At 49.2% G+C, this 19910-nt stretch carries 20 protein-coding genes; 7 read left to right on the forward strand and 13 right to left on the reverse strand.

The window, feature by feature from the left end:
• The first annotated feature begins 5 nt into the window (after positions 1–5).
• The 4 genes from AC6B99_RS10535 (at position 6) to AC6B99_RS10550 (ending at position 3736) form a co-directional block, all read left to right on the forward strand.
• Positions 6–989: an ABC transporter ATP-binding protein gene (locus AC6B99_RS10535; RefSeq protein WP_496663314.1), complete on the forward strand. Its 984-nt coding sequence runs from the start codon at positions 6–8 to the stop codon at positions 987–989.
• Positions 986–1957 (forward strand): ABC transporter ATP-binding protein, encoded by a 972-nt coding sequence (locus tag AC6B99_RS10540; protein ID WP_056039715.1) that lies wholly within the window; start codon positions 986–988, stop codon positions 1955–1957. Before AC6B99_RS10535 ends, AC6B99_RS10540 begins: the two co-directional genes overlap by 4 nt.
• Positions 1958–2028: 71 nt before the next feature.
• Positions 2029–2778 (forward strand): creatininase family protein, encoded by a 750-nt coding sequence (locus AC6B99_RS10545; protein ID WP_056039714.1) that lies wholly within the window; start codon positions 2029–2031, stop codon positions 2776–2778.
• A 22-nt stretch (positions 2779–2800) separates the two neighbouring features.
• Entirely contained in the window at positions 2801–3736 is a 936-nt protein-coding gene (locus AC6B99_RS10550; RefSeq protein WP_496663315.1) for a dipeptidase, read from the forward strand.
• A gap of 460 nt (positions 3737–4196) precedes the next feature.
• Here AC6B99_RS10550 and AC6B99_RS10555 read toward each other — a convergent pair whose 3' ends face one another.
• The 5 genes from AC6B99_RS10555 to AC6B99_RS10575 all read right to left on the reverse strand — a co-directional run bounded on the left by AC6B99_RS10555 (position 4197) and on the right by AC6B99_RS10575 (position 8983).
• Complete coding sequence (locus tag AC6B99_RS10555; RefSeq protein WP_496663316.1) at positions 4197–5366, reverse strand: stalk domain-containing protein; 1170 nt, start codon at positions 5364–5366, stop codon at positions 4197–4199.
• Between the two features lie 38 nt (positions 5367–5404).
• Complete coding sequence (locus AC6B99_RS10560; RefSeq protein WP_235533251.1) at positions 5405–6070, reverse strand: hypothetical protein; 666 nt, start codon at positions 6068–6070, stop codon at positions 5405–5407.
• 283 nt (positions 6071–6353) lie between these two features.
• Positions 6354–7589, reverse strand: coding sequence for a hypothetical protein (locus AC6B99_RS10565; protein ID WP_496663317.1), 1236 nt, complete (start codon positions 7587–7589; stop codon positions 6354–6356).
• 57 nt (positions 7590–7646) lie between these two features.
• Positions 7647–8204, reverse strand: a complete 558-nt coding sequence (locus AC6B99_RS10570) for an SLOG family protein (RefSeq protein WP_056039706.1) — start codon at positions 8202–8204, stop codon at positions 7647–7649.
• Positions 8201–8983: an RNA ligase family protein gene (locus AC6B99_RS10575; RefSeq protein WP_056039704.1), complete on the reverse strand. Its 783-nt coding sequence runs from the start codon at positions 8981–8983 to the stop codon at positions 8201–8203. The genes AC6B99_RS10570 and AC6B99_RS10575 overlap by 4 nt, the downstream gene beginning before the upstream one ends.
• Positions 8984–9102: 119 nt before the next feature.
• On the opposite strand from AC6B99_RS10575, the gene AC6B99_RS10580 reads away from it, so the two are divergent.
• Positions 9103–9312 carry a hypothetical protein gene (locus AC6B99_RS10580; RefSeq protein WP_494864075.1) on the forward strand — a complete coding sequence of 70 codons (210 nt, stop codon included), beginning with the start codon at positions 9103–9105 and terminating at the stop codon, positions 9310–9312.
• A gap of 226 nt (positions 9313–9538) precedes the next feature.
• Here AC6B99_RS10580 and AC6B99_RS10585 read toward each other — a convergent pair whose 3' ends face one another.
• The 3 genes from AC6B99_RS10585 to AC6B99_RS10595 all read right to left on the reverse strand — a co-directional run bounded on the left by AC6B99_RS10585 (position 9539) and on the right by AC6B99_RS10595 (position 11900).
• Complete coding sequence (locus tag AC6B99_RS10585) at positions 9539–9727, reverse strand: CsbD family protein (RefSeq protein ID WP_056039699.1); 189 nt, start codon at positions 9725–9727, stop codon at positions 9539–9541.
• Between the two features lie 88 nt (positions 9728–9815).
• Positions 9816–10400: a GerMN domain-containing protein gene (locus AC6B99_RS10590; RefSeq protein ID WP_496663318.1), complete on the reverse strand. Its 585-nt coding sequence runs from the start codon at positions 10398–10400 to the stop codon at positions 9816–9818.
• A gap of 42 nt (positions 10401–10442) precedes the next feature.
• Positions 10443–11900, reverse strand: coding sequence for an N-acetylmuramoyl-L-alanine amidase family protein (locus tag AC6B99_RS10595; protein WP_235533250.1), 1458 nt, complete (start codon positions 11898–11900; stop codon positions 10443–10445).
• Positions 11901–12710: 810 nt separating this feature from the next.
• Between AC6B99_RS10595 and AC6B99_RS10600 the strand changes: the two genes are divergently transcribed.
• Positions 12711–13571, forward strand: a complete 861-nt coding sequence (locus AC6B99_RS10600; RefSeq protein ID WP_494883715.1) for an IS3 family transposase — start codon at positions 12711–12713, stop codon at positions 13569–13571.
• A gap of 419 nt (positions 13572–13990) precedes the next feature.
• Here the strand turns inward: AC6B99_RS10600 and AC6B99_RS10605 are convergent, their stop codons facing one another.
• Genes AC6B99_RS10605 through AC6B99_RS10615 form a run of 3 tightly spaced genes read right to left on the reverse strand, consistent with a single transcriptional unit; the run spans position 13991 to position 16838 of the window.
• Positions 13991–14566: an RNA 2'-phosphotransferase gene (locus AC6B99_RS10605; protein WP_496663319.1), complete on the reverse strand. Its 576-nt coding sequence runs from the start codon at positions 14564–14566 to the stop codon at positions 13991–13993.
• Between the two features lie 3 nt (positions 14567–14569).
• Positions 14570–15988, reverse strand: a complete 1419-nt coding sequence (locus AC6B99_RS10610; RefSeq protein ID WP_496663369.1) for an RtcB family protein — start codon at positions 15986–15988, stop codon at positions 14570–14572.
• 58 nt (positions 15989–16046) lie between these two features.
• The gene (locus AC6B99_RS10615) at positions 16047–16838 is read right to left on the reverse strand and encodes a nucleotidyltransferase domain-containing protein (protein ID WP_496663320.1); all 792 of its coding nucleotides are present in this window, start codon (positions 16836–16838) and stop codon (positions 16047–16049) included.
• Between the two features lie 395 nt (positions 16839–17233).
• On the opposite strand from AC6B99_RS10615, the gene cysK reads away from it, so the two are divergent.
• Complete coding sequence (gene cysK, locus AC6B99_RS10620) at positions 17234–18172, forward strand: cysteine synthase A (protein WP_056039682.1); 939 nt, start codon at positions 17234–17236, stop codon at positions 18170–18172.
• Positions 18173–18190: 18 nt separating this feature from the next.
• Here the strand turns inward: cysK and AC6B99_RS10625 are convergent, their stop codons facing one another.
• Complete coding sequence (locus AC6B99_RS10625) at positions 18191–19309, reverse strand: slipin family protein (protein WP_056039679.1); 1119 nt, start codon at positions 19307–19309, stop codon at positions 18191–18193.
• A 19-nt stretch (positions 19310–19328) separates the two neighbouring features.
• Positions 19329–19559 (reverse strand): hypothetical protein, encoded by a 231-nt coding sequence (locus tag AC6B99_RS10630; RefSeq protein ID WP_496663321.1) that lies wholly within the window; start codon positions 19557–19559, stop codon positions 19329–19331.
• Between the last annotated feature and the right edge of the window lie 351 nt (positions 19560–19910).

Here is a 19910-nt window from a genome sequence, read left to right on the forward strand (position 1 = left end):
CCGCATTGAAACGCAAGCTACTGGAAATAAAGGCGCTCAAAACGTATTTTCATACTGGCGATGGCGTCATTCCCGCTGTAGACGGCATTGATATTACGATTTATGAAGGCGAGACGGTCGGTATTGTCGGAGAATCCGGCTCAGGCAAAAGCGTGACATCGCTGACCGCCATGCGTTTAACGCCAGGCAAAGTCGTCGAAGGCTCCGTCACCTTCGATGGCCGGGATATTCTTGCGCTTTCCGAGAAGGAAATGCGCAGCGTGCGCGGCAATGACATGGCAATGATTTTTCAAGAGCCGATGACCGCGCTTAATCCCGTGTTTACGATCGGCGAACAGCTGCTTGAAGCCATTCGCATTCATATGAAGCTCAGCCGCTCTGAGACGAAAGCAAGGGCAATTGAAATGCTGCGTCTGGTTGGCATTCCTCGCCCCGAGCAAATGCTGCGGGAGTACCCCCACCGCTTGTCCGGCGGCATGCGGCAACGGGTTATGATCGCCATCGCGATGGCCTGCAATCCCAAGCTGCTCATTGCCGATGAACCGACGACCGCACTAGACGTTACGATACAGGCCCAAATTCTGGAGCTAATGCAGCAGCTAAAAACGAGCCATGGCACCTCCATCTTGCTTATTACGCATGATCTTGGCGTCGTTGCGGAAATGTGCGACCGCGTAGCCGTTATGTATGGGGGACAAATTGTCGAGGAATGCGACGTGCTCACCCTTTTCACAAGTCCCAAGCATCCCTATACACAAGGCTTAATGAAGTCGATGCCCACGCTTGAAACGGATGAGCGCAGACTATATTCCATCCCGGGCAGCGTTCCGCCGCCCGGAAGCTTGCGGGAAGGATGCCGTTTCAGCCCCCGCTGTGAATTTGCGCAAGCGATTTGCCATGAGCAGCATCCGCAGCTCGAAGCAGTAGGGGCTGGGCATTCAGCCAGATGCTGGCTCCATGCATCCGAAGCAAAGGAGGCGTTCCAATGAATGAACCGCTGCTTGAGGTAAGCCATTTAACCAAATATTTTCCGATCAAAAAAGGGCTGTTCAATCGGACGGTAGGACATGTGAAGGCGGTCGATGGCCTGCGATTTACGATTTTCAAAGGCGAAACGCTGGGCCTTGTGGGTGAAAGCGGCTGCGGCAAATCTACAACAGGCCGTACGCTGCTGCAATTGCTTCGTCCAACGGCAGGCGAAATTAAGTATGAGGGCCGCAATTTGGTCGGCCTTCCGGTGGAGGAGCTGCGCAAGCTGCGGAAGGATATGCAGATGGTGTTCCAGGACCCATACGCCTCGCTTGATCCCCGTATGACGGTGGGCGAGCTCATTGCCGAGCCGCTCGACATTCATCAAGCAGCAACCGGCAAGGAAAGGACTAGACGGATCGATGAGCTGCTGGAAACCGTCGGCTTAAACAGCCGTTATGCGGATCGCTATGGCCATGAGTTCAGCGGCGGGCAGCGGCAGCGGATCGGCATTGCCCGCGCACTTGCGCTGAACCCCAAGCTGATCGTCGCAGATGAGCCCGTCTCCGCTCTCGACGTTTCCATTCAATCGCAAATTATTAATTTGCTTCAGGATTTGCAGGAGCAGTTCAAGCTTACCTATTTATTTATCGCCCATGATTTAAGCGTAGTCAAGCATATAAGCGATCGGATCGGCGTAATGTATTTGGGCGGAATTGTAGAGCTGGCAGGCAAACGCGAATTGTTTGCAGAGCCGCTGCATCCCTATACGCAGGCGTTATTGTCCGCCGTACCCACCCCTGATCCGCTTGCCAAAAAGAGCCGCATTGTGCTGCCGGGCGATGTGCCGAGCCCGGCGAGCCCGCCTCCCGGCTGTGCTTTTCATACGCGCTGCCATGCCTGCATGGCCGTTTGCCGTACCGACAAGCCTGAGCTGCGGGATGTCGGCGGAAGGCAGGTCGCCTGCCATTTGTACAACCAAGCTTAGACAGGCCCATCTTTGATGGAGCGAGATTCATCAGTTATATTTTAAAATTCATACAATTGGGAGAGCGCATTATGACGAAAAGCCGCAAATTAAGAGACATCAGCTGGACCGTCTTCGAGGAATACAAAAAACAAACGGAGCTGGTCATTGTTCCTGTAGGCGCAATCGAGGTATATGGCCCTCATCTGCCTCTTGGCTCGGATGGGCTGCTGGCAGCCAAATTGGCAGAGCTCGTTGCCGAGTGTGTTGGCGCACTGATCGGACCAAACGTAGAGGCTGGAGATTCCACCGTACTAAATGATTTTCCCGGAACCATTACGATTCGCCCCGAAAGCTTAAAAGCTTATCTCGGCGACATAGTAACCAGCTTGTTAAAATGGGGCTTCAAACGTATACTCTTCATTAACGGCCACGCTGGAAATGTATCGGTTATTAATCAAATCGTGCATCAGATCAAGGAACAGCATAGCGATGTATTGGCCGCCCAAATCGATTGCTGGCGGTTCATCAAGGCGCAGGATGACGGCATTTCCGAATCTGGAAAATTTTCAAACGGCCATGCTGGTGAAATCGGCACCTCCGTCCTGCTTCATCTTTACCCTCAGCTTGTAAACCAGTCCATTATCATCGATGAACAGCCCGCGTTTGAAGATCCTTTTCCCGAAATCATCAAATACAACCGTCTGTCTTCCATTTCCAAATCAGGCGTCGTTGGACATCCATCTTTTGCGACAGCCGGGAAAGGCGAAGCCTTAGTGCAGCGCTCTGTTGACCGTATTCTCGCTTTCCTAAGCGAAGCTTGGGACATTAAACCGCTGTAAATGCCGGTGAAAGGAGTTTTAAATGAACATTATCGATTTGCATTGCGATGCTTTAATGAAGCTGGGGGAGAAGAAAGGCAGCCTATCCTTCAACGATGCACCTGAGCTGGATACGAACAAGCAGCGCCTGCTTACTGGGGGCATCAAGGTACAAGGCTTCGCCATTTTCGTCATGCCGAACTTGACTGATCAAGAGAAGTTTCAATCGGCGCTCGACCAGGTGCATTATTTTTACGAGGAAGTATTAGGGAAAAATCCGGACATGAAGCACATCAAGGAATGGAAGGATATCGGCAAGCTGGCCGAGCACGAGATTGGCGCTTTTCTGACGCTTGAAGGCGTTGATCCGGTCGGTAATGACTTGCATAAGCTGAATATTTTTCACCGCCTTGGCGTGTTGTCGGTCGGCCTGACCTGGAATTTCGCCAATCTTGCTGCTGATGGGGTGCTGGAGCCTCGCGGAGCGGGACTTTCCTCCCTCGGCCGCAAAATGGTACAGTTCCACAATGAGCACCGGATTTTGACCGATGTGAGCCACTTGAATGAGCAGAGCTTCTGGGACGTCGTGGAAACAGCCGATTATTTGATCGCCAGCCACTCGAACGCCAAGGCCGTATTCGATCATCCGCGAGGGTTGTCTGATGAGCAAGCGCAAGCGCTGTTCGCCAAAAATGCAACCGTTCATGTCGTCTATTATCCTGAGTTTATTAAGCCCGAATCGGACGGAATTACGACAATCTCCGATCTAATTAAGCATATTGACCATTACTGTGCCATTGGCGGCGTTCATCATGTTGGCCTTGGCTCCGATTTTGACGGCATCAACGCTTACGTGCATAATCTCGAAAACGCCGCAAAAAGCCAAAACCTGATTAATGAGCTGCTTAAGCATTACTCTGAGGAGCAGGTGCGGGGCTTTGCCCATAATAATTTTCTGCGCCGGGTTTCCTCCCTTTAATGCAAAAGACACTTTTCGAAAATATTATAGTTCTCTGATTAAAAGAGCGTAGCAAGCCCCCACCTTTCACTGGTGGGGGCTTCTCGGTGTTTAGTATAGTATATTTGCCACTTTCTCTGCGTCTTGAATACCTCGTTCCGAAAGAGGTCTCCCCAACTCATCAGGGTTATAGACTGAATGAGCATGACGAACAAAATATATGTTTGTATCCATTTCTACACGCTAACCTGCCTTTCTACAAGCCCGTTTAGAACTTCGTGCGGAATGACCTGTTGCCCCGTTCACTTTATGAATCCTCAAAACCAAACATAGATGCGCCTAGCATCATTATTTTAGAAATCAGTAAAAAAAGACGCCGCAGCGCTGCTTTCCTCCCTTGCGGGCAGGCGATACAAACGCTGCGGCGTTTTCTTTTTCTTTTTCTTTATCCGGCTTAACCTTCTGCTTGTTTGTTCAATTATTATTTACGTTTCCAGACAGAGCCGTCGGAGTATGCAACCCGATCAATTTGAATATTTTTGAGCTTGGTTGTGTCGCTGTAGGAGTAGAGATCCCATGTGAATATGTGACTATAACCGCTCAATACTTTAACATTGGCACCTTTTCCGTAGAAACGGTTTGTGTACGGATAACCACCCTTTACCGGGTCGCCGTAAGCGTCATAGGTGCTAAAAGAAAGCTCGAATGAAACTATCGTTTTAGCTGTCAAATTCCATAGCTCTATATTCACTTCCGGATATCCTAATGAATCATAAGTAATGCTAGAATCAACAACTTTAAAAGGAACATTATTATTTTTCTTAAGCTCCTCTTTCAGCTTCTTCTTGTAGTCCTCTTCCTTCTGTTTGTAGAGAGCTCTCATCTGCTTTTCAATCGTGCCGCCATTGCCATAAAGCTGTTTAGCCAGCTTGTAGCTTTTGCTTACCGTTTCTTCTTCTCCCACCACTATGCTATAAACGGTTCTGCCGAAAAAGGTATAGTTCGTGCCATTCGAATCAAAATTTTCGCCTGGCTTTACGGTCGCATTGTTAAAAGCGGCTTTGCCGCGCGCATTCAACGATGCTGTAAAATCATAGGCCTGCACAGCGCCACCGGCATAATAATATTCCACATAATTAACAACGATTTTTTCCGTGCCTAGATTTTTCACAGCGGAATTCGTAATTTGCAGCGGCAGGCCTGTATAATATTTGCTTTTGCTTGGGTCTACCGTTTTAATGCTGATTTGGTTGCCTTTCGTTTCCATAGAAGCGCCTAGACCATCTGTCAACAGGCGAAGCGGAACCATGGTGCGGCCATTTCGTTCTACAGCGGGCGTTCCCAAAAATATAGAAATGCCATTAACCGTAGCAACGGGCTCATTCAAAATAATCGAAATCGTCATTTCGCCGCTTGAAGCGATGATCCGCTTGTTGCCCTTGTCCCAGCTGAAGGCGAGGCCAAGTGCTTCAATCGTTTCTTTTGCCGATACAAGCGTTGTGCCGTTCTCGCTTATTGGTGCCTGCGCGTAAGCGATTTTCTTGCCGTTTACAAAAACGCTCTGGCTCTCCGCCTTAGCGGCCGAAAGCCCCGTTGGGATTGCCAGCAGCATGACCATAGCCAGCAAAACTGTAATTACTTTCTGTTTCATATTTCATTCTCCCTCTATTTATATATTTCGCGAAGCGGCTATTCGCTGCGCAACGAGTAGACGTATTCCTTGCCTTCAATCGTAACGATAATATCAATCGGCTTTTTGTCTTTGGCCGCTTCCTTAGGCAGCTCAGCGATAAAGTGAAGAACTCCCGTTTTTAATGGTTCAATATTCGTTATGTTTGTATAGGTAAAGTTGCCTCCACCCGACTCTTCAATTGCAGAAAAGCTTTCGTACTCGTATTTGCTATCATATTTCACTTGTACATTGGCAAATTCATCTGCGCCTTTGGACGAGCTGAGCAAGCTTTTGAACTTAAGAACGATGTCCAAATAAATATTTTCGGCATCCTTTATCTCGTAGTAATTGTAGAAGCTGTCAGGCTTCGGCGGAACGACTTTGGACGTAAACTCTGTCTTCGTGAGCGTAACCTCTGCAAAGTCGGCAATAACGAGCGCTTTTTTCAATTCTAGTACACTGCCTGCGTCAGCGGATGGCTCCGGTGCCGGCTCCGAAGACGCCTCGCTTACCGCAGCAGTATTAGCGGCCTCGGCAAGCTCTGCCTTCAGCTTCTCATTTTCAGCACTCAACTGGCTTACTTGCTCCTTTAATTGACTTACCTCTGTGGAAAAATCCTCCGTTTGGCCGGCGCAGCCAGCCATGACGAGCATAGCAGCAACTGCAAAAATAGCTTTTTTCATAATGGTAAATACCCCCTATCATCTTTAGCTATTAAATTTTCTACATAAAGTGCTAAAATCCTCTAAAATCATTTCATTTTACTGAAAATTCATCATTTATTTTTTCGATCTCTGTCATATTTTATCGAACTTCAATCATTAACTGCTCCAATAATGATTTCAAACTGCCATAACAAATTTACCAAAATAACGGACAAGGCTTTTGCAAACAAATAAAAAACGTTGCTTCCGCAAGGGGAAACAACGTTTAAGCAACATATCATCACTCATTATGCTTATCAATTTACAAGATCAAATCACCGAACAGGCCAAACAACAATAAGTAAGCACAAACCGAAAGAACGATATACGACCACAGCTTCTCCTTCGTCACCTGGCTTGCCACCGATGCGCCGACCAAGGAAATGCCAAGAGTAGACAGCAGTGCCGCCGCCATTACAAAAAAGCCCAGCTTAAAGCTAATGAGCGAAACGACGCCCGCTATTAAAAATCCAGCTCCAGAAGCGAGCTGCATCGCTCCAATCGACGTAATGAAAGCTCTGAGTGTTAGACGCTGCGTCGCTCTCCACAAGCTGATTCCCCATAAAGAACCGAGGAAGGCAATCGTCGATATTAGCGACAGCAGCAAGATTTTGCCGAATAGCGCTGCGCTCATGCCGCTTCCCTCACGCAATAGATCGGATACCCCATAGCCGAAAAATAGCTGGATGGCACTGCCTGTAAGCAGCCAGAACAAGAGGAAACCTATTATCGCACTGACAATCCCGATTATACCGTAGCTCAAATCTTTGGCCGGGTTTAAATTCAGCCCCTCCAGCGGATTTTTCAGCAGCTTCAGCAATATTTGCATATCGATCTGCTTAACCGAGCCGGATATATTTTGCAGCAGCTTGTTTGCAGCCCCTGCTGCTCCGCTTTTGGCTCCTGCTCCTGCACTTGCGCCAGCACCAGCGCCCGCAGCGCCTGCCATTCCGGCAGCTTCATTTCTCACTGATGCAGCCGTTCCAGCTGCCTCATTTCTTGCTGTCGCCGCCGTAACAGCTGGCTCAGCATCATCTGCATCGTATTCGCTATTGTCATCGCCGTATGCGTCATATTCCCCATACTCGCCGTAACGTTCCCGTTGTCCCGGCTCTTCCTCCAAATCCTCGCGCTTCTGCAAAGCGGCTTGCTCCCGCGTCGCCTCAAGCAAGCGCGCATCTTCCTCTTGGCGCGCCAGTTCCTCCTGCCGTGCTGCTTCCGCACGCCGCAAAATCTCTTCCTGCCTCGCCGCCTCTGACTGGCGGGCAACCTCCGCCTGCCTTGCCGCTTCCGCTAGGCGGGCTGCCTCGGCCCGCTGCGCCGCTTCTTCCCGCGCAGCCTGGGCTGCTGCTTGCGCTGCCGCCAGTGACTGCTGCGACTCCCGCGGCTGGCGGAACACATGCACCGCCTGGCTAGCTGGCTCGCTCTTTTCTAAATCAAACGGCCGCACCTTTTCCGAATGCTGCTCTTGCTGCTTTTTATCATCCTGATCATCCATCTCTGCATCCTCCTCTTGCTGTCAAAAACCGCCCTAACGAGTGGCAGCCTTATTATGCTAGTCCATATCCCGATAATTCGCCTCATCCGCAATGCTCTGAATATCATCCGAGCTGATGCTGATGTAGCGATAACCATCGGCCTGCTGCCGGCGGAGCGCACGCTCCTTGAAGTAGCGCGGACTTCCTTCCCCCGCATCCTCATCGTACACGAGCAAAATACCCTCGGTTTTGCGAAACAGCAGCTCATCCCTCGCCTGCAGCTGCCAAATGCCGTCATAAGGCTTGTCGCTGACCGACGCATAATAATCGACGCCCTTCAGCACCTGCTCATAATATTCCTTCTTGTCATCCTTCCACTTCTCTTCCGGATTGCTATACGCCGTAATAATAGAAAGCCTGAGCTGCGGGTATTGCGGCTTAAGCGCGATGACGGCTTCACACGCCCATAGATCAACGCCATATTGGCCGGGAGTAATGACCCATTGCAAGCCATCATCAATAAGCGGCAGCAGCTTATTCGTAATCGCCTGCTTAATATAGGCAATGCCTTCATGCTTTTGATTAAAAATGTTCAGCTCATGCGCGCGGTAGCCCGACACTAGCAAATTGTTCATGCCTTCGGCGCATTTCTAAAGGTTCGTTCGTAATCCTCGAACCGGATTTTACGAATCATTTTGCGATCAGCCGTTCGTGCAATAATTCCTTCTGACTTTCCGGATGCATCCATTCCTACACGCGTGGCCGCAAAATCGCTGAGAAAACGGCTCGTCTCCTCCAGCCCGACCGGAAACGCAGCTCCACCCAGCTCAGCCAGCAGCGGCGCAGCGTCGAGGCTCCAGCGCTCGATAAATGCTGCTTTCTCCGCCTCTTTATAAAAAGGCTGGCCGCCATGATCGCGCCACTTGGCAATTTGGTCAATCGGCAGTTCCAGCAAATGCTTAAGCTCCTCATGCGTCAGCGAAAACAGATCGAATACCCGGTAGCCTTGGCTGCCGCTGGACGTATAATTTTTGGCCGCCTTTGTTTTACCGCCATAGCTCTCCTGATAAATAACGGTAAGTCCAAGCTTACCATCCGCCAAGCTGGCCTGCATCCGCTCCGCAATCGGGGTTAGCAAAGCCGCCATATTGCCATAGGGATTGCCAATTCGGTCCCCCTTGGCAAACAGCAGCTCCTCTCGTGAGCCAATAAAATAGTCCGTCCCGGCTTCATTATGAAGCAAAATTATGCGCGCATTTTCCCCGTCTACTTTTTCATAAACATAAACGGGCTTATCCGAATCGAAGGCCTCACCTTCGGTTAATGTGTCGTTTAAACGGCCGCGTTCCCCAAGCTGGTGATAGGTGAGGATACTCGGATATTTCGTTAAGGAATTCAGTTTTGTAAAATCCATTATTCATCTCCTGCATCTTAATAAGTCTGTTCTCCCATCATAATACCATCGTTTCCCGCTCTTGGTTAGTCCGAAGGCAAGTTTGGGTAAGTAAAGAATAAGCGAGAGGAGGGTATATGATGTCTATTCATAACGAAAAGCCGATCGATTTACCAGAGCCGAATCCAGACAAATCGCCGGAACTCATACCGCCGAACCCACCTGAGATTTTGCCCGAGCAGCCCGCGCCCGAAATGAATCCCAGCACTCCAACACCCGAGATTGAGCCTGTGCCTGCACCGAATGTCGAAACGGACTTCCCAACCGAAATGCCGCCTGACCACTTTTAAAATAGCGTAAAGCAAAGGAGCGTTTGCCGACCTGCACAGCAGCGGCGAATGCTCCTTTACTTTGGTTAGCCATGCATTACTGTACCTTGCAATTATCTTGCAATGCTTTGCGGGTACGCTCGCCTCCTGCCTGATCGTTATGCGCCGCAAGAAGCCAGCCTCCACAGACTGTGAGGGCTGGCTTCTTGATGAACGATGCGGCTATAGCCAAGCTTGCAGCCGCCATCTACCTGCTGATTTTATTTTTGAGCTCGCCGATTTTTTCTTGGGCGATACCTTTGGCTTTATCCAGCTTGCCTTCTCCTTGCAGCGATTCATTGTTCGTCGCTTTGCCGATCTGGTCTTTAATCTCGCCTTTTACTTGATTGACTTTGCCTTTTATTTTATCGCCTAAACCGTTATTTGAAGCTGTCATATGATCATCTCCTCTTTGGTTATATGTCTCTTTACCTCTTAAAAGAGATTATGAAACATAGCGATGCAAGTATCAGCTTTCATCAAGCTTATTTCCCTCTCGTAATGGGATGCTCCAAATCGGCATGTCCCATTAAGCTTTCCAGTTGCTCCCCGTCGACGAGCAAATCAATTGTTTTCACTTCTACGAATTGAAATAGCGTCCATGTTAAAGCATCCAAAGCGAATATTTCACTGCCAGATCCGAGACGCGCCGTGTCAGGCATATGAATGTCGAGCGTGAGCGCTCCGTTTTTAAAATGGACGGATTTCAGCTCGATCTCCTTCGACCAGAGTGGTATCAGCTCGGCATTGTCGCTTTGCTGCAAAGCTTTAAAGGCTTCTGTATATTTTTCTACAGGTGTGGAAAAAGAAATCTGCACACCCGCTTTATCAAGCTTTTCCCCCTGCGGGTCTGAGAAAAAAACTTCAATTGTCCGCTTCTTCACTTCCGCAGCAGATACCGGAGCCTCAGCCGTTTGCTGCGGCTCCACGACTGTGGCTGCTGTGACCGTCTTGGATTGGGTAGCATCTAGAGTAACCTCTTGCGCCGGATGGGCTGATGACTTGTCCGCGCAGCCGGCTGTCGTCATAACGATTAATAGGAGCGCCGCAATAGCAATCTTTGTGTTCATTCAAACTCCACCTCCCTCAGGAATTGAAAGAAACAAGCTGTACTATTTAATACCCAAATATTCTTTAATTCCCTCAACGATGCCTTTTGCCATACGCATTTCCACCGTTTCATTCGTAATAACCGCCAAATCCGACGCATTGCTCATAAAGCCTGTCTCGAGCAGAACCGCCGGCATCGTTGTCTCTCGTATGACGTGATAGTTGCCATATTTCACTCCGCGATCTCTCAGACCAGTCGCTTCCACCAAATAGCGATGAATCGTCTTAGCTAATGGTATGCTCGAATCCCGCGCATAATACGTCTCTGTGCCTGAAGCTGTGGTTGTCGTGTAGCCGTTGGCATGCAGGGAGACGAACAAATCGGCATTCAGTGCATTTGCCAGCTTCGCACGATTCGAAAGACTAAGTGTAGTATCATCCTTTCGCGTCATCACCACATTAATGGCAGACACCTGCTTCAGCAGCTGCTCGACCTTCAAGGAAAGCTTCAGATTGATTATTTTTTCCTGCAGCCCTGTCAGCGCCACCTTGCCTGGCTCAACACCGCCGTGGCCGGGATCAATGACGACGATTTTTTTGCCGTCTGAACTGATTGGCGGCACAATCGGCGGACCGCCTACGTCGCCGTCCACATTAAGGTCTACGACATAAAGGCCAGAATCATCGCTGACAAGCTGATAGGAGGTCGCCTGTCTCAAATCCAAAACGATGCGAATAGCCGACGGCTCGCGGGTAAACAAAGAATAACGCACCTTCGTAACATCTGAGCTGTCCGTAATGACAAGCTCGCCCATCTGGCTGCCATTCAAAGCTTGTCCATCGCCAAACGACGGTGCAAAAGCCGAATTTGGCAAATCGATGACGAGGCGATCCGGCGCCTTCATCGCGAAAATTTTCGGCCCTACTTTGCCGCTTGTCGTGACGATAAGGCGGTTGTCATTAAAGCTGATAGCGCTTACTGTTGACACGCCACTCGGGATAGCTCCATCAATAATGGTGCCTCCCGTGCCGGAAGAGGGCGGAATAACCGGGTCCGTTTCCCCCTCATCGATGACCACTTCTGGAATCGGGCTCGTTAAAGTGACCGTCTTCGTCGTATTGTTCCAGCCAACCTTGAGATTCATCTGCTCGCCTACGAAGCGCAGCGGAACGAGCGTTGTTCCTTTTTTAATCACAGGAGGAGCATCTATTTCTATGGCAGCCGTATTGATCTTTGCCGCTTTCTGGCCTACCGTCATTTCAATGAGCGTGCCTTCCTTGCTAATCGTGACCGTCTGTGCCTGCTTATCCCAGAGCACATCGTAGCCCAAGCTTTCCGATACGATCCGAATTGGGATCATGACTTTTTTGTCAATGATTTCGGCTTTCGTATTTTCCGGCTGCACAAGCTCTGTTCCGTCCAAAATCACCTTCGTATCCACCGCTGCTGCAAAGCTATCGTTTGGGAACGCCACTAAAAACATAAATAATACCATTAAGAACCCTATCTTCTTCATCATACTCTCCTGACATTGTGTCTTTTTTTGAATCATTGCAACCTCTCTTCTCTTTACAATTTCAATTTTTTCCATAAAAGAATAGACGATATAGTTTGGTAAAAGTTGCATAGAAAAATAAAAGAAACAATAGCGTTATTCATCGTTTAGCATAGATAGAAATTAATAGAAAACTAGGTTCTACGCATTAACTTTAAACGTAAAGCTGCCTAGCATTCGATTAGCTGCAAAAAAACACCTCGTTATGCTCATTTCTATCAACGAAATTTTTCACATACAGAATGAAATAAAGAAAGGCGTCTTTCGAGAGGCCACATAGCCACTTTGAAAGACGCCTTAAATTGGCGGACACAGCGGCCGCTATTTCAATCGAATCACGCATTATGGCAGAGGCTGCGGACTCAGTGTAACTAGAATAAAAAGTGGACACAGCGTTAAGGAACGCCTAATAATAGACGTAACGAAAAAGAAGAGGTGTCCGCGAGTGGGAGAACAACGGCAACGATACAATGAAGAATTCAAAAGACAGACGGTTAAGTATGTACAAGAAAAGACCAAGACCATAGCCGACATTTGTGAGTAGCTGAATATTCCCAAAAGCACCCTGCATCAATGGATCGGTCAATATCGAGCGTTCGATCAGGAGGAGGTCAACTATCCGGAAAAAATCCGTAAGCTCGAACAAACCCTCAAAGAAAGGGAAGCGGAAACCCGCCGTAAAGAGCGGGAAATGGCGGATCTGAAAGAAGAAATGGCGATTCTAAAAAAGGCGCTGCACATCTTCAGCAAAGAAAAGAACTAAGGTTCTCCTTCATCGAAGATCATCGCTCCGAATTTCGAGTGGAGAAGATGTGCCAGGTGCTTCACGTATCCAGGAGCGGCTATTACAAATGGCGCACAGCAGCGCCGTCCGGAAGGCAGCAGCGAAAAGAAAAGCTCACCCAGCGAATCACGTGGCACTATGATGACTCGCTATTCCGTTATGGAAGCCCCCGTATCTACAACGAGCTTCTTAAAGAAGGCTGGATCGTATCGGAGCGTACGGTCAGCTTTATTATGCGCGAAAAGGGGCTGCGTTCCTGCATGTCACGCAAGTTCCGCGTCACCACAACCGATTCGAATCACGAGTGGCCGGTCGCACCGAACGAGCTGCAGCAAGATTTTTCGGCGACCAAGCCCAATGAGAAATGGGTGGCGGACATCACCTACATTCCCTGTCGCCAAGGTAAGCTCTATTTGGCGAGCATCCTGGATCTCTACACGAAACAAATCGTAGGCTGGCAATTAAGTGATCACATGACAACGGATCTGGTACTAGACGCCCTCAAGCAGGCTTACGCGGCGAAAAAGCCAGAAAAAGGACTCATCCACCACTCCGATCGCGGATCGCAATATGCGTCAAAAGCCTACCGTGAGCAACTCAGCACCTACCAGATGAAGGCCAGTATGAGCCGGAGAGGAAACTGCTACGATAACGCTTGTATTGAAGCCTTTCACAGTATCCTAAAACGTGAATTGATTTACTGTAATCCCAAATTTAAGACCAAGCAAGAAGCCTATGAGCAGTTGTATCGGTATCTGGAGTTCTTTTATAACCGAAAACGTTCAAACAGCACGCTTGGCTACATGTCACCCTTGCGTTTCGAACAGCTTTATTACGAAAAAATAGCATAATGGGCGTGTCTACTCTATTGACAGAAGAGCACAGGTGACGCTAATGCGCTGCTTAATGTTATTTTGATGGGAGAATGAAGAAAATAACGGCTTTCCTGTCCGCTTACGACCCCAAATTGTCTCAAAAGCCAGAATAGCGGAACCTCAGTCCGTAAAAAAATGGCGGTAGCGGCTCGAGCTATGTGTTTCCTGCAACACTCGGATGCAACGGTACCTTATACCTTGAACAGTCAGATGAGATTGGTATCGTATAAACGGTAAGTAAGGAGTAGCAGCCCGAGTATGGTTTGCATACACATTCAAAATCGACAACACACGACATTTTCTGAGGTGCGAATTTCCTAGGGAATTCACGGAAGCTTCACATTCGCACCAAAAAATGGCTGCGATTACCTCAGCGAAAATTGTAATTCTTTTACCTAATTTTTCACCGTATCAATCGGCAAATCATATTTCCGGCAGCATGCCGCCGGAATTTCCTCAGCCAGCCACACCTCATTGCCAGCATAATAAAAAACAACCCCGAGCTCCGCAGCAAGCTGCGTATCCACTGCCAAAATCACCAGCTTGCCCCTTCGGCTACCAGCAAGGGCCGCAAAATCCAGCCTCTCCGACAGATGGCAATACTGGCGGCCCATCGCTTGAATGCCTTCGCGCAAAATAGCCGCCACCACCGCTTCATTCGTGCCATGATACAAAACTTCCGGCGGCACCGCAGCCGGATAGCTCACCTTTTGCACGCTATGCCCATAACGGGCGCGGATGCGCCCGTCTGCAAGCTCAAAGCGCTGCTTCGAGGAGCGCTCCACAACATAGCGGATATGCGCTTCCGTCATGCTGCTCCAATCCGGCTGCCGATTAATGGCGGCCAGCAGCTCGCTAAGCAAGCAGGAGCCATCCGCTTCATCAAGCAGGATGCCGAACTTTTCGGGCGCGTGCCGCAATATTTTGGTCATCATCTTGCTGAGGCTTTTTTCCCGTTTATCCGTTAACATCGCTTAAGCCCCCTTAATCGTCGCCAGCGGCTTGCATTTGGCCACAACCTCGGCAAGTCCGGCTCCAACGACGCTCTCAATAATTTGATCTACATCCTTGTACGCCTGCGGCGACTCGTCGACCATCGACTCCAGCGAACGCTGGTTGAGAACAATTTCGTCCTCCATCCCCACCCGCATTGATGCGGCAAACTCTTCAACTGTAATGAGCCGTTTGCTCGCACTCCGCGAGCGGATGCGCCCAGCTCCATGGCAGATGGAGTGGTAATTGTCGCGTCCTCCTGGATTGCCCACCATAATGTAGGAGGAGGAGCCCATCGAGCCGGGAATGAGCGCTGGATGCCCCGTTTCCTTGTATGGCTCAGGATTATCCGGATGGTGTGCAGGAAGCGCTCTTGTCGCCCCTTTGCGATGGACGAAATACGAATGCCCGTCATGCTCTTCCTCCCATGCATAATTGTGCATGAGATCATACAGCGTCGACATTTCAAATTTGCTGCCAAAAACATCCTTCCCCGCCTCGCGAATTGCATAAGCGATGAGATGGCGGTTGACGACCGCATAGTTCAGAGCGGAGTACATCAGCTCCACATAATCTTTGCCGAGTTGATGTGCAAGCGGCGCGAACACCAGCTTTGGATCGGCGGTGCCCAGCCCTTCCGCTTTCATCATTTTAGTCATATTGCTGCTGCAATATTGGCTGACCGAGCCGCCCCATGCACGCGAGCCGGAATGAATCATAATGACGACCTGGCCATCGGTCAAACCCCATGCTTCCGCAATTTCGCGGTTTTCCTCGGGAATTTCAATCGCCTGAATTTCAGCAAAATGATTGCCCCCGCCAAGCGTGCCAAGCTGGCGATGCGAGCGATGCCATACCCGTTCCGGGAATAAGCCCAGCGCGCCGCCATCCACATAAAATTTGCTGCTTTCCACATGCGTCAGCGAAGTCGCTTTGCGCGGTGTATAAGCATCCGGAATATATTTTTTCGGCAAGCCGTGCAATCCTTTTTTCACAACATGCTCTAAGCGAATATCTGAAAAATGGCCCCGCCCATGCTCTTCCATCGGCAAATATTTCTCAATCGCCTTCACCAGCTTGCGGCGAAGCTTCACATCCTTCAATTCATCCTTATGCAAATTGGTCAAATGAACCCGCATGCCGCAGCCAATATCGCTGCCTACAATCGAAGGCGAGACGTAGCCATCCTCCATATTCCATACCGCCGTCGTTCCAATGCACGTACCTACGCCAACATGAACGTCAGGTGTGTAGCCCATATAAACTTGATTCGGTATTTGCAAATTGTTGTTGGCAAGCTCAAAAACTTTATAATCCAGCGCAGCAAACAGCTCCGGCCCCGCATATACATGCACCTGCCCCGATGGCAGCTTCACTTGTTGATAATAGTTGTGTAACATCAATTAAATTTCCTCGTTTCTTATGCTGCGGCTGCACCCTGCCGCCTTGCCTGCCGCTCTATTCCGCGCCCGGCCCCCATACTTCCCGGAGTGCCGAGCGAAATAGTTCATCCAGCGCTTGATCCTGCTTCTGCCCCGAAGCTGGCGCTTGCTTTGCCACTTCCTCGTAATAGGCGATACGCCTAGCGAGAAAATCGTTAATTACGCTGATTTTCGGCTCCAAATCCAGCTCGATGCCCGCTTTCTTGCGTTCAAGCAGCGTGAGCACCTCGCGTTTAAGCGACGAATCCGGCAGCAGCTCATGCACCAGCTCCTCAAATGACAGAGGAGGTACGGTGCCTCGCTCTTCAACCCATTGGCAGGCGAGCACCGGGCGCAGCACGTAGAAATATTTTTTAATTTTCACTTGGTCGCCCTGCAAATACTCGCGAAAGTTCCCTTTCGCCATATGCAAATAATGATAGATGCTGGAGCGCGGCGAGAAGCTCGCCGGAGCAGCCTCGCGAATTTGCTCCGCTACCGTCGTCTCCTCCATATAGTTGATTGGCGACTGCAGCCATTCCAGCAGCGGCGGATTCGATTTGCGGAATAAATTCAGCGCTTTTTTCAAATCCCAGCCGTTAATATCGAGCATGTCGCTGATTGGGCGTTCAATCACATCGCGCTGCTCAAAAATCGATAAATACCAATTTGTCTCCCGTACATAAATAAATCTTACATCGTAATCACTGTCCTTCGACGGGAAGCCCCATGCGCGGCTGCCTGACTCACAGGCATACACGATACGCACGCGTTCCTCCGCTTCTATTTTGCGCAGCTCCGCTGCTATTTTAGCTTTATAATCGCTCATCCGAAGCCCTCCTTTGTTTTTTTGGCAACAAAAAAGAAGCTACGGACATTCGAGCATCGTCCATAGCTTCTTAAGTAATTAGAGCTATTGCAAGTCAGTATAGACAGCGCACAGCTGACCTATAATCCTTCGACTTACAGCAGTTGGTTCCGCTGAGGCCGACCCGCATGGACGTTAGCTATGAAGTTGGTTTGTCGGATAATCATCATATTTACGGACATTTGTTTCGGCCTCCCTTCAAGTTATTTCGTTCATCTTACTCGCGTACCCAGCAATTGTCAACCCATTTTTAACTAATTCACGATCGATACTGTTCTATTGCAAATCATTTGATTATTTAGTACTGTTTAAATCACAGTTAAACAGTAGGATTAAACAAAGCAGGAGGAGAAAAATTGGCTAATATTCATAAAAATTTAACCGAACTAATTGGAAATACGCCGCTGCTTGAGCTTGTTAATTTTAGAAATTCACAAAACTTGCAAGCAACTGTAATCGCAAAACTGGAGTATTTAAATCCAGCTGGAAGCGTAAAGGATCGTATAGGCTTTGCCATGATTAAAGATGCCGAAGAAAAAGGTCTCATTCATAAAAACTCGGTCATTATCGAGCCAACGAGCGGCAATACCGGAATCGGGCTAGCGTTTGCCGCCGCAGCTCTTGGCTATAAGCTAATCATTACCCTTCCTGAAACGTTCAGCATTGAACGGCGAAAGCTGCTGCTTGCGCTTGGTGCCGAGCTGATTTTAACACCGGAAGCGGAAGGCATGACGGGCGCCATTAGACGGGCCGAGCAGCTTGCTGCCGAGACGCCAAATTCTTTTATCCCCCAACAGTTCAACAATCCTGCCAATCCGGAAATTCACCTAAGCACAACCGCAGAAGAAATTTGGCGCGATACGGACGGTGAAGTTGATATTTTCATCGCTGGTGTAGGAACAGGCGGTACCATATCTGGTGTAGGACGGCTCTTGAAGGAACGCAAGCCCGCTGTGCAGATCATTGCGATCGAGCCCTACGATTCGCCTGTATTGTCTGGAGGCAATCCGGGTAGACATGCTATTCAGGGACTTGGAGCCGGATTTATTCCAGACAATTTCCACAGCCAATATGTCGATGAGATTTTTAAAGTTAAAAAAGAAGATGCATTTGCAACTGCACGACTGCTTGCAAGAACCGAGGGCCTGCTGGCCGGAATCTCCTCCGGCGCCGCTGCATATGCAGCAGCACAAATTGCCAATCGGCCAAGCAATGCTGGCAAAACCATCGTCGCTTTGCTTCCAGACAGCGGAGAGCGTTATTTATCTACATCGCTATTCCCTTCTATCGATTAGTAAAAGGGCTTCACCTTATCATTCTTGCTTTGCACTCAGCAGCGAATTGAGCTGCTCCAGCATGTTGCCGCCGCTGGACAGCGAAATCGTGCCGATTTTCTCGCAAATTTTTTCCATGAACTCAAGCTCTTTGAGGCGGTACAGCGTCGTATTTTCATCCATCAGCTTCGCTGTGTTCAGCAGGCTGCGGGTAGAAGCCGTCTCCTCGCGGCGGGTGATGAGATTGGCTTGCGCCTTCTTCTCCGCAATGAGCACCGTGTTCATAATATCCTTAATATCGCCTGGCAAAATAATGTCCTTCACGCCTGCCGACAGAAACTGGACGCCGTAATCGTCGCCCTTCTCATTGAGCCGGGAAAGCACGAATGCGGCGATTTCCTGCTTCATCTTCAGCAAATCATCGAGGCGCAGCGTACCGACATATTCCCGCAAAATCAGCTGCAGCACAATGTACACCTGATCTTCAAACGATTTAATCATCAGCACTTTAATCGGATCGGTGATTTTGTATTGGCAGACGAAGTTAAGCCGCAGCGTTACCTTGTCCTCCGTCATCATTTCCTGTCCCGTCAAATCAAGCTGCTGCTGGCGCAAATCCGTCTTGCGGACGAGCACCGTCGTCGGGCCATTCCAGAAATAATATTTGCCCGGCGCCAGCTCCCGCTGCATCACATTGTTATAAAACAGTGCCGCTGTCTCATAATTCGCGACCTCCACGCACTGGTAGTAGCCATTAAGCTTAGACATAATCGCGAGATTAATGTCCTTGCCGATCTCAGGCTGGCGAATATCCGCATGAACGAACGTATGCTTTTTCAGCACATTCCAGAAAATATGCTTGCCTGCCGTCAACAAGGAATTAAATTTCCCATCTACATAATGCAGCACATATTCAAAATCCTGCACCTCAACGATAGTAAGCTGGGCGAGCAGCTCCTGATCATGCAGAAACATATCGGCATCCTTGCCCGTAACTTGAAAACGCTTCGTCACATTCAGTACAGTCGCCGTTTCCTCGCGCCATGCGGACAACCGGTATTTGCCTGGCTGCAAAAGCTTGATATATCCGCCTTTACGGAACAGAAGCGCGCGCTCATCATCCTGTATAATCAATGGATTTTTAAATTTAGTCGTCATATAAGCCACCTCATTCAGGTTAGTTAAACGTTAGATTGATTGATTTGTCATTTGAGTCGTTGTGATTCTTACAATCAGGAATGCTTCCTGCGGTTAAAGCGGAATCAGGCTTAAGAGCATCATCAAGCGCAGCAATTTGCGCGGTGCTCTGCGAAGCATAGCGGCCGTGTTCAACTTCAACCGGCCGATCCTTCGCTTTGCTAACCGCAAAATATACCCGCTTTCCCTGCTCGGTATCCACCGATTGCATAGCCGTGCCGCAGCGCCGCCGTAAAGGCCGGCATGAGCATTCCTGCTGCAAGAGTCTCTCATTTTTTTGCTCCTTGAAAGGGAGTTGATGTGTGCTATAGCGTAGCTACAGCTGCTCCAATGCTCCGTATAAAAACGGTTGGGATTCGAACCCGATTCTAAAGCTGGTGGGGCCCAAGCTTCATGCGCTTTGCAGCACACAAGCGCACAGTGTACGCCCGTACTGCTGGATCATACTGAAATCCATGCCATGGCAAGCCATAAGCTATGCAGCCCAATCTATTATTGAAGTTATCTTAAATAGCAAAGTTAAGGAGCTGCGAGGAAATTAGCGGTACTTTATTTCGTCGCA

This window comes from Paenibacillus liaoningensis (assembly GCF_059609455.1).

Bases quoted from the DNA above. Each gene is read 5' to 3' on its own strand.
- AC6B99_RS10540 (WP_056039715.1), top strand. From the start codon at position 986: ATGAATGAACCGCTGCTTGAGGTAAGCCATTTAACCAAATATTTTCCG.
- AC6B99_RS10545 (WP_056039714.1), top strand. From the start codon at position 2,029: ATGACGAAAAGCCGCAAATTAAGAGACATCAGCTGGACCGTCTTCGAG.
- AC6B99_RS10550 (WP_496663315.1), top strand. From the start codon at position 2,801: ATGAACATTATCGATTTGCATTGCGATGCTTTAATGAAGCTGGGGGAG.
- AC6B99_RS10555 (WP_496663316.1), bottom strand. From the start codon at position 5,366: ATGAAACAGAAAGTAATTACAGTTTTGCTGGCTATGGTCATGCTGCTG.
- AC6B99_RS10560 (WP_235533251.1), bottom strand. From the start codon at position 6,070: ATGAAAAAAGCTATTTTTGCAGTTGCTGCTATGCTCGTCATGGCTGGC.
- AC6B99_RS10565 (WP_496663317.1), bottom strand. From the start codon at position 7,589: ATGGATGATCAGGATGATAAAAAGCAGCAAGAGCAGCATTCGGAAAAG.
- AC6B99_RS10570 (WP_056039706.1), bottom strand. From the start codon at position 8,204: ATGAACAATTTGCTAGTGTCGGGCTACCGCGCGCATGAGCTGAACATT.
- AC6B99_RS10575 (WP_056039704.1), bottom strand. From the start codon at position 8,983: ATGGATTTTACAAAACTGAATTCCTTAACGAAATATCCGAGTATCCTC.
- AC6B99_RS10580 (WP_494864075.1), top strand. From the start codon at position 9,103: ATGTCTATTCATAACGAAAAGCCGATCGATTTACCAGAGCCGAATCCA.
- AC6B99_RS10585 (WP_056039699.1), bottom strand. From the start codon at position 9,727: ATGACAGCTTCAAATAACGGTTTAGGCGATAAAATAAAAGGCAAAGTC.
- AC6B99_RS10590 (WP_496663318.1), bottom strand. From the start codon at position 10,400: ATGAACACAAAGATTGCTATTGCGGCGCTCCTATTAATCGTTATGACG.
- AC6B99_RS10595 (WP_235533250.1), bottom strand. From the start codon at position 11,900: ATGATGAAGAAGATAGGGTTCTTAATGGTATTATTTATGTTTTTAGTG.
- AC6B99_RS10605 (WP_496663319.1), bottom strand. From the start codon at position 14,566: ATGTTAACGGATAAACGGGAAAAAAGCCTCAGCAAGATGATGACCAAA.
- AC6B99_RS10610 (WP_496663369.1), bottom strand. From the start codon at position 15,988: ATGTTACACAACTATTATCAACAAGTGAAGCTGCCATCGGGGCAGGTG.
- AC6B99_RS10615 (WP_496663320.1), bottom strand. From the start codon at position 16,838: ATGAGCGATTATAAAGCTAAAATAGCAGCGGAGCTGCGCAAAATAGAA.
- AC6B99_RS10625 (WP_056039679.1), bottom strand. From the start codon at position 19,309: ATGACGACTAAATTTAAAAATCCATTGATTATACAGGATGATGAGCGC.
- AC6B99_RS10630 (WP_496663321.1), bottom strand. From the start codon at position 19,559: ATGCAATCGGTGGATACCGAGCAGGGAAAGCGGGTATATTTTGCGGTT.